Source organism: Microcoleus sp. PH2017_05_CCC_O_A, from assembly GCF_020738785.1.
Taxonomy (GTDB): domain Bacteria; phylum Cyanobacteriota; class Cyanobacteriia; order Cyanobacteriales; family Microcoleaceae; genus Microcoleus.
In genome coordinates, this window is sequence record NZ_JAEQCB010000212.1 from 1 (window position 1) to 7,219 (window position 7,219).

The 7,219-nt window shown below is 44.3% G+C and carries 6 protein-coding genes; all 6 read right to left on the reverse strand.

The genetic code is table 11. The features are described from left to right. Nucleotides 1-5 precede the first annotated feature (5 nt). Nucleotides 6-1,151, reverse strand: a complete 1,146-nt coding sequence (locus JGK20_RS31375) for a hypothetical protein (protein ID WP_293233402.1) — start codon at nucleotides 1,149-1,151, stop codon at nucleotides 6-8. 199 nt (nucleotides 1,152-1,350) lie between these two features. Continuing rightward, entirely contained in the window at nucleotides 1,351-2,058 is a 708-nt protein-coding gene (locus JGK20_RS31380) for a hypothetical protein (RefSeq protein WP_293233404.1), read from the reverse strand. Nucleotides 2,059-2,224: 166 nt separating this feature from the next. Then, entirely contained in the window at nucleotides 2,225-3,310 is a 1,086-nt protein-coding gene (locus JGK20_RS31385) for a hypothetical protein (RefSeq protein ID WP_293233406.1), read from the reverse strand. Nucleotides 3,311-3,333: 23 nt separating this feature from the next. Continuing rightward, a complete protein-coding gene (locus tag JGK20_RS31390; protein WP_293233408.1) occupies nucleotides 3,334-4,329 on the reverse strand; it encodes a hypothetical protein in 996 nt (331 codons plus the stop codon). A gap of 14 nt (nucleotides 4,330-4,343) precedes the next feature. Then, a complete protein-coding gene (locus JGK20_RS31395; RefSeq protein WP_293233410.1) occupies nucleotides 4,344-6,386 on the reverse strand; it encodes a hypothetical protein in 2,043 nt (680 codons plus the stop codon). Next, nucleotides 6,364-7,113 (reverse strand): trypsin-like peptidase domain-containing protein, encoded by a 750-nt coding sequence (locus JGK20_RS31400; RefSeq protein WP_293233412.1) that lies wholly within the window; start codon nucleotides 7,111-7,113, stop codon nucleotides 6,364-6,366. Before JGK20_RS31400 ends, JGK20_RS31395 begins: the two co-directional genes overlap by 23 nt. Nucleotides 7,114-7,219: the final 106 nt, after the last annotated feature.

Consider the following 7,219-nt stretch of genomic DNA (forward strand, 5'->3'; position numbering starts at 1 on the left):
AAGCCTCAAATGATTGCAGAGCAATTATTTGAGGTTTTGAGAATTCTGAATTCTTTTGAAATTAAATCCGATCGAATATCTGCGGAATGTGGGTTATAAAATTCTTGTGGGATTTGTTCCAAAGAAACGTATGAGGGTGGCGACTTTTGGTTGCCGATATTGACTGTTAGGAATTCACTTGTTGGAGTTGGGTTCGTACTAGCGGCGGCGGTAGCACTTGTTGTCGCTGGAGTGCTTGGTGTTGCACTCACGGCATTCGCTATTCGGTTAGGGTCAAAATTTCCCCTAATTTGTCCGAGTTGGGCGAGTTGGTTCCACCGCTCAAACGGGTCGATTTTTTCTTCTCTTGGAGTTGGAATTAAAGGTGGGGGTACTAACGGTTTGAGTATGGGGGCCGGTGCGGGTGTTCTTGAGGGTACTCTTTGAGGTATGGGTGCAGGTAGTGTTACCGTCCGCACTACTGTTCTGGGTGCGGGTAGGGGTTCGCGTAGAGGAGTAGGTGGCGGTGCAGCGCTCCGGGTAGCGACTAGACGCGGAGTTCGAGGATTTCGTGGGGCTCTTGACGGTTTGGGCGACGGTTCTGTTTTGGGTTTTGCGGTTTTTTGCGGTTTTTCGGCTAACAGTTTTTGTTGGTCTTGGTAAGCTAATTTAGCCAGCAACTCCGGTTTTTCATCTTTAATGGTGGGAGAAGAGCTTTCTTTTGGTGTTGATTGTGCGATCGGTTCGCGAGGTGATTTAGGCTTGATAAATTGCCAAATCAGCAGTCCTAGCAATAGTATTCCACCAGTCAATAGCAGCATTGTCACTGCTCTAGGAACGCCTCTTTCGGAAACAGGCGGCGGCAGTGGTCTTTCCTCATCTTGAGCGAGTTGATATTGAGTTTCAAGTGTTAGGGGTGCATTGGGGTCAAAGTTAGCAATGAAGTTCTCGTCAATGTCATCATCTTTCGAGGGGGAAGGGGAAGGATTTGGAGAAGGGGGGAATGGGGGAGAGGAAGAGGGGGAGAGTGCGGGATTCGTGTTGCTGCTGTCAGTTTTATTTCTATCGACTGATGTACTCGCATTATTTATATTTTTTGTTGTGTGGAAATTGGGAGAATCAGGGCTGATATTTATTGGATTTTCTGCTGGTGGAGTTGTTGAAGTGTTCATGATTTGCTGATTGATTTTTTTTTGTTTTCAAGTAGATTGCAGTAGATAGCAACTCTTTTCAATCAAAGGAATTAAAGATTTTAAGCTGCCGTGCATTAAATTTGCAGATTTGGTTGGTGTAATGGGTGGGAAAAACCGTCAATTCTTCTCCCTCTCCCCTCTCCCACTCCCCCAATCCCCCCTCCTCTACTCTTCCCTTCTAAGGTTTGAATTCGACAATTCGGGAAATTTCTAATCCGGCTGCTCTCAAAGAGTGAATAGTCTTCTCTAATTCATTAGCGTTTTCTTTGAGAGGGGATTTGGGAATTTCTACGGCTTCGACGGTGAAGGTTCGATTAAACTGTTCTCGGCTTTCTCCAATGCCTTGTTCCAGCACGACGCGAGTAGCAATTACATCTATTTCCCAAACTCCTCTTTTTATTTCTCTCGGTTCTGAGATGTGAGAGATATAAACTCCTGAGCGGGTTTTTCCTGAATAGATGGTGTTGGGAACGAGTTTGGCGAGTTCGACAAGGGAAGCTTTACCAAACTCTGATTCCATCATCAACGAACCCATCCAAGCAGTTGTAGGAACTTTGGCACTGCCTTTAACTTTAATGCCGGGGTCTGGATCATTTGTGCCAGGAATTTTGCCTGACCAAGCCCAGGTTAAATTGACCCAACTGGATACGAAAGTTTGGATGATTTTTGGCTCTCTGTACAGTTCATCTTGTTCTGCAATTCGGGCTGCGGTTCCGTCTTTTAACTGGACAAAGGTAACTTTTCTTTGAGATAAGGCTCTCAAACTGACTGTATTCACTAAAACAGCAATTGTCAGGAGGAAAACAAAGCTTGTTAGCAGGACAAAGCACAAGGCTAAGGTGTTTTTAGATTCAGGGAGTAAGGGTTGGGATTGTGAAAATTTCATGGTTTTATTGGAGGGGGAAGGGGAAGGGAGAGGGAGAGTGGGGGAGGGGAAGGAAAAACAAGTTATTAGTAATGAAGGGGAAGGGAAAGGGAAAATTCAGGTTATTGTTAGCTTTTATTGAAGAAAGAACAACAAAAATTTATCCTTTTTTCCCCTTCCCCTTCCACTAAATGAGTTTTCCGGCAATAACGCCGATCGCGTTACTGGCAATATCTGTAAGCTGTTTGGTGCTATTGGCGATCGCACTGTACAAAGCAGTTCCTCCACCCTTGGCTATTAACACGGCAAGAATGGGAGAAAACACAGCTAAAAAGAATAAAAAGGCGATATCTGTAACTAGCTCTGCATCAGATTTGACAATCACTATGGCGACTAAGCCAACGACGATGTTGTAGCCCAATTGCACTCCAAATAACGACATAAATCCTATTAACCAAGCCCAGATGGGTTTTCCTTGCAGCGGCAGCAGCGACAAGCCCATTGCAATCGGTCCGAATAGAGCTGTTAGCAACAATGCTGCTTCTAAAATATTGACAAATGCCCACTGTACTGCTCTAAGAATTAAGCGAATGATAGGCAAGACAGTAGACCTAAAAACTTGTCCTGCAAAATCGCCATTTCCTATATCCTGAAGATTGGCAACATTGCCTAAGTTTTCGACAAATCGCTGCAAGCTTGTGAGAGGTCCTCCATTTTGCTGTTCGGCTGCCTGAAGGATTTGTTGAGCTGGCTGTTTTTTGCTGTTCCAGCATTCCACTAAAGCTGATCCAACTTTGCCCTGACATTCGCTGTAGAGTTTCTCAATCTCTTCTTTTCCAGCACTGGTGAGGTTAACGTCGCTCAGGGCAGTTCTGAAGGTCATTTCTCCGACTTGAATCTTCATAATTTCTTGCACTTGAGTGCTGCCTACAGCTTTGATGAATTTGATGCTCTCAGCTAAGACTTTACCGTTGTTACTGAGAAATACTACAATCACAAGCGGCCAGATAAACATGGCTACTAGCTCTGACCAAGACTGTTTTTCGATGATTTCTTTGCCACTGGTAACAGCGAGGTAAGTAACAGATATTCCCGCCAGAATTAGTCCTAGTTTGACCAAGGCAATCCAGAGAGAGGATTCTTGAGTGTTGAAGGTGTTAAACCAAACTAAATTCCACGATTCGACGGTTTTTTGAGAGACTTCTATGGCATCAGATAGAGTGTCCAGGGCTTGTCCTGCTGTGCTAGTTTGGGCAATAAATTGTATTAGCATCGCGGTGTCTCCTTGTTGTAATTTCAGTCTTTGCTTGCCCCCAAGGTGATGCCTCCCGGCATTTGAAACAGTCCGGCTTGAGTAGAAGAAGCGGTAGCCGCCGCAGCATCCTGCCGTCTCTGGGCTGTGTTAATTTCGTTGAGTTCTTCAGCTTGTTGAGCATTGAGAATGTTGGCAAAACTGCGATCGATTTGAGCTTGCTGGCCCTGCATGACTAAAGCACTTTGATTTTCTGCTGATAAGGCTGCTTGCTTAGCTGCGATCGCACTTTGTTGAGATATGTTTCTCATAATGTTCTGTGTGACATCTTGACCTTCTGAATCAGCACCCAATTCCATTGAATTTTGGCTCTCGCGATTAGTTTGCTCTACGTTCTGCTGGACAATTTCTTTCATCTGAGCTTGCTTTTGTTGAGCTTCTTTACTTAGAGTGGCTTTATTGGCTTCACTGACAGCACTTTCTCTTTCTGCGAGTTCTGCGGTATTCTCTTTGAGGCTGTAAGAATCTTGCGGTCTCTTCTCTAAAACAGCGGATAGTTTTGTCCCTTCGCTTTCGGAGGTGTTGCCGTCCATTATGCTTTTAACTGCTTCTTTTAGGTCTGGAACTTTCAATTCTCCCAGGAATGAAGAGAGGGTTGACTCTATTTCACTGCTGAATTCTTCGACTTTGTTTAACAAATTGTCCCAGATGCCTGAGATACTGTCGGAGATGGTGGAGATGGTATCTGAAATTTCGCCTGTTATGCCGCTAATTGTGTTTTCTATACCTCCTATTTCTTTCGGGTTGCTCAAGAAGTTATTAGCTGATTGTTGGATTTGGCTTTCTATTTGTTGATTGGGAACTGTGAAGCTGGAGCGGTTGAAAGTGCTGCTGTTAGGATTGTTTAAGCTGGGAAGCTGTGTTGCAGTCGGATTGCTGTCAGAGGTTTGAGCTTTTGCTTCAACAGAATTTAGTATTAAGCTCAGCCAAATTGCAGGAATGCCGAGGGCAAGTTTGACAAGAAATTTCGGTGATTTCATCGGTTTTTCTCCGTCTAGCTAGCAATAAGGTCTTGAGGGGATTTGTGTCCATTAATATCAGTGACTGCATTCTTGCCAATATTGGTTAATGAACGTCCTTCTTTAACGGCTTGTACATATTCAGAGGCAAATTGTTTGAGTGCTAGTAGTTGCCCTTTTAACGTATTGGGATATTGAGCCATAACTCGCGCACGAGCAATCAATTCAGCTTGATTGTTAGCCACACTTGCTAATATCATTTCGCCTGGATAGTATCGGCTTTGCCAGAAACGACCTCCTTTTTCAATTAGCCAATTGGAATAAAGGTCTGCCGCTCTAGGAAGGAAAGCTTCTGTGGCATTTTGGCTAATAATTTCAGCCGGATATCCCAAACGTTTGATCCAAGAAGTGGCTCCGTTTGATGTCAATCTTCCGGTAATTCGATACACCATGTTTTGCATAATCATAGTTCCCGCACTACAGTCGCAAATACTGTCGATATCTTGGGATAGCAAGAGCACTGAAATGCCATTCTTTCTACCCACTGCACAGAGTTCCCCTACTACTTCAGCAAATCCGTCTTTTTTAAACAAAATCGAAAGTTCGTCTCCGATAAATAGGCTTTTAGGGTGAGAAAGTGCGTTGCGGATGCAAGCAGCATGGGCGTTAATTGCCATCAGGTATTGGTCTTGTTCGTTGCCCAAACCGCTAAGGGCAAAAAACTTAACAGCGGGTTCGGGTGAAAATGTACTCGGCCTGCCAATTGCTTTTCCTAAAGGTGAGGCTAGTAATGCGTTGCATTGAGTGATAATTTGGTTAATGGCGATGCGGTCGAAGTCGGTAAAGTTTTGCAGATTTAGTTGCTCTTTTGTGCAGAACTTTAGGAGGTTTGTGAGGGTTGGCATTTCTTGCCAAGCGGTCGATTTCCAGCCTTTTTCAAAGGCTGTATTGTAGCGCTCGATAATGTCTGGGTCTTCCAGAAATTTTTTCAGAGTTAGCAGCAAAATGGCATCTACTCGCTGCGCTAATTTGGGGTCGTGGACTTTGCTCATGCTGATAATAGTCAGCGCTTTTCTGATAAACTCTTTCCATTGGTCTAGTCGGCGCGATCGCTCTTCTCTATCAAAGCGTCTCAAATCGGGTATTTCGAGTAGATTTGAGCTGCCGGAGGTGATGTCGTAGTAAGCACCTTCGTCTCCTAACAGTTTTACTGCTGTCTCAAAGGTGCTGCCGCTTCCTGCTGAGATGTCCATACCGACTACTGGGATATTAGCGGCTAAAGCATCGACCGCAAATTGCCATCCTACAACGCTTTTACCGCAACCGGATTCACCTGTAATAACGGCGCGGCTAGTTTGGTTGTGCATGAGGTCAACGTACACGGGTTTGCCGCCTTTGGTGATGAATTCAACTCCTTTTGAGTCGATGTCCCTTACAGCAGTTAAGGGCAAAATACCGGGGACAGTTTCGGTGTCTAAGGTGAGGCGGCGTTCGTTAATTAGCGAACTGCTGTGCAACAGCCAGCTTACAGTAATGGGCAAAGTTTCTAGCCACAGTTGCCAAGCAATGTTGCGCTCTCTTAATACCTTGGCAGAGCCGAAGCTGTGAGACAGCATTTGGCAAGCGTGTGTTAGTTGCTCCGGCGTTGGTCGGTAGACTAAGAAGGTGACAGCAGCGTGAATTGCTCTTGCACCTTTGTACATTTTTTTCTGGGCTTCAAAGGATTCTTCCTGTTTGACTTCTGCTCCTACATCGCGACCTTGACCTTTTTCTAAAGCGCGTTTTTTGGCACTTTTAGATTGTTTAGCTTGCCTTGCTAAGTTGTCTTGAATAATAAAGTTGGGAGCGGCGCTAATTTCGACAACGGCTTCAGTGTCGCGGACGTAGCTGTTGCTCATAATTTTCCAGAGCCATTGCAGTTGCTCTCTGGTATTGAGCCAAACGAATGATGAAATCCGAGTACAGCCGGGAGGTAGAGTCGGGGGTGGAGTGGCAATACTCCCCTCAACCTTACCTTTTGGCTTAACACCGTTGCTAGTACCGCCACTCAAAATGTCACGGCGACTGCGACACTCCACTGTTTTGTTGGCTTTCTAGGAGAAATAACAAGGCCAAAATTTGAGCTTCACTATAGGAATTGTTGCGAAGCCTTTTATCAAAAGCAAGAAATTTTCTCAAACAAAAACTTGCTTCCTTATAACGTTTCATTCCGAATAATATTTTTGCTTTATAATACCAAATTCCTGGATCTTTGGGCGCAATCTTAATCGCTTCGTCAAAAGCTTTTAAGGAAGTGAAGTAGTCTCCTGCAAGATACTTAGCATAAGCTAAGTTTACCCAATCTGCTGCTGTAGGTTCAGTGGGTATCAAAGAGATGTCTGGCAAATTTTCTAAATAAGCATTAACCGGAATCCCCCAACCAAATTTGGTGACAACGCTACCTCTAGACCGCTTTTGAGCATTTTCAACTTGTGATTGTTGTCTCTGGGATAGTTCTCCTGGACTAAGGGCAGCCAGTCTAGGAACTTGATCGTCACCAAGACCGTGAACAGCAATTACTTTACCATCAGGTGTCACTACCGCCCCACCACTCATTCCACCAACAGTCCTGGCATTGTAAGCGACTTTATAACCCTGCTCAAAGCCCCTATCATCAATATAATCTATTTTTCCCGGAACCCATTCAAATTCTAAGGAAATTTCCTTACTAACAGGGTATCCAGTAATAAATACTTCATCACCTTCTTTAATCGTGTCGAAATTTTTAAACTGAAGAGATTTATAAGGACAGCCACGCTTTCCTATATAAAAAGCAGGGCTATTTCGTTCTAGACAGTAGACAGGGTTTAGGTTTAGAGTTTAGAAGTCGGATTCACCCTAACTTATGATTTATGAGTTCCCTAGCAATTGT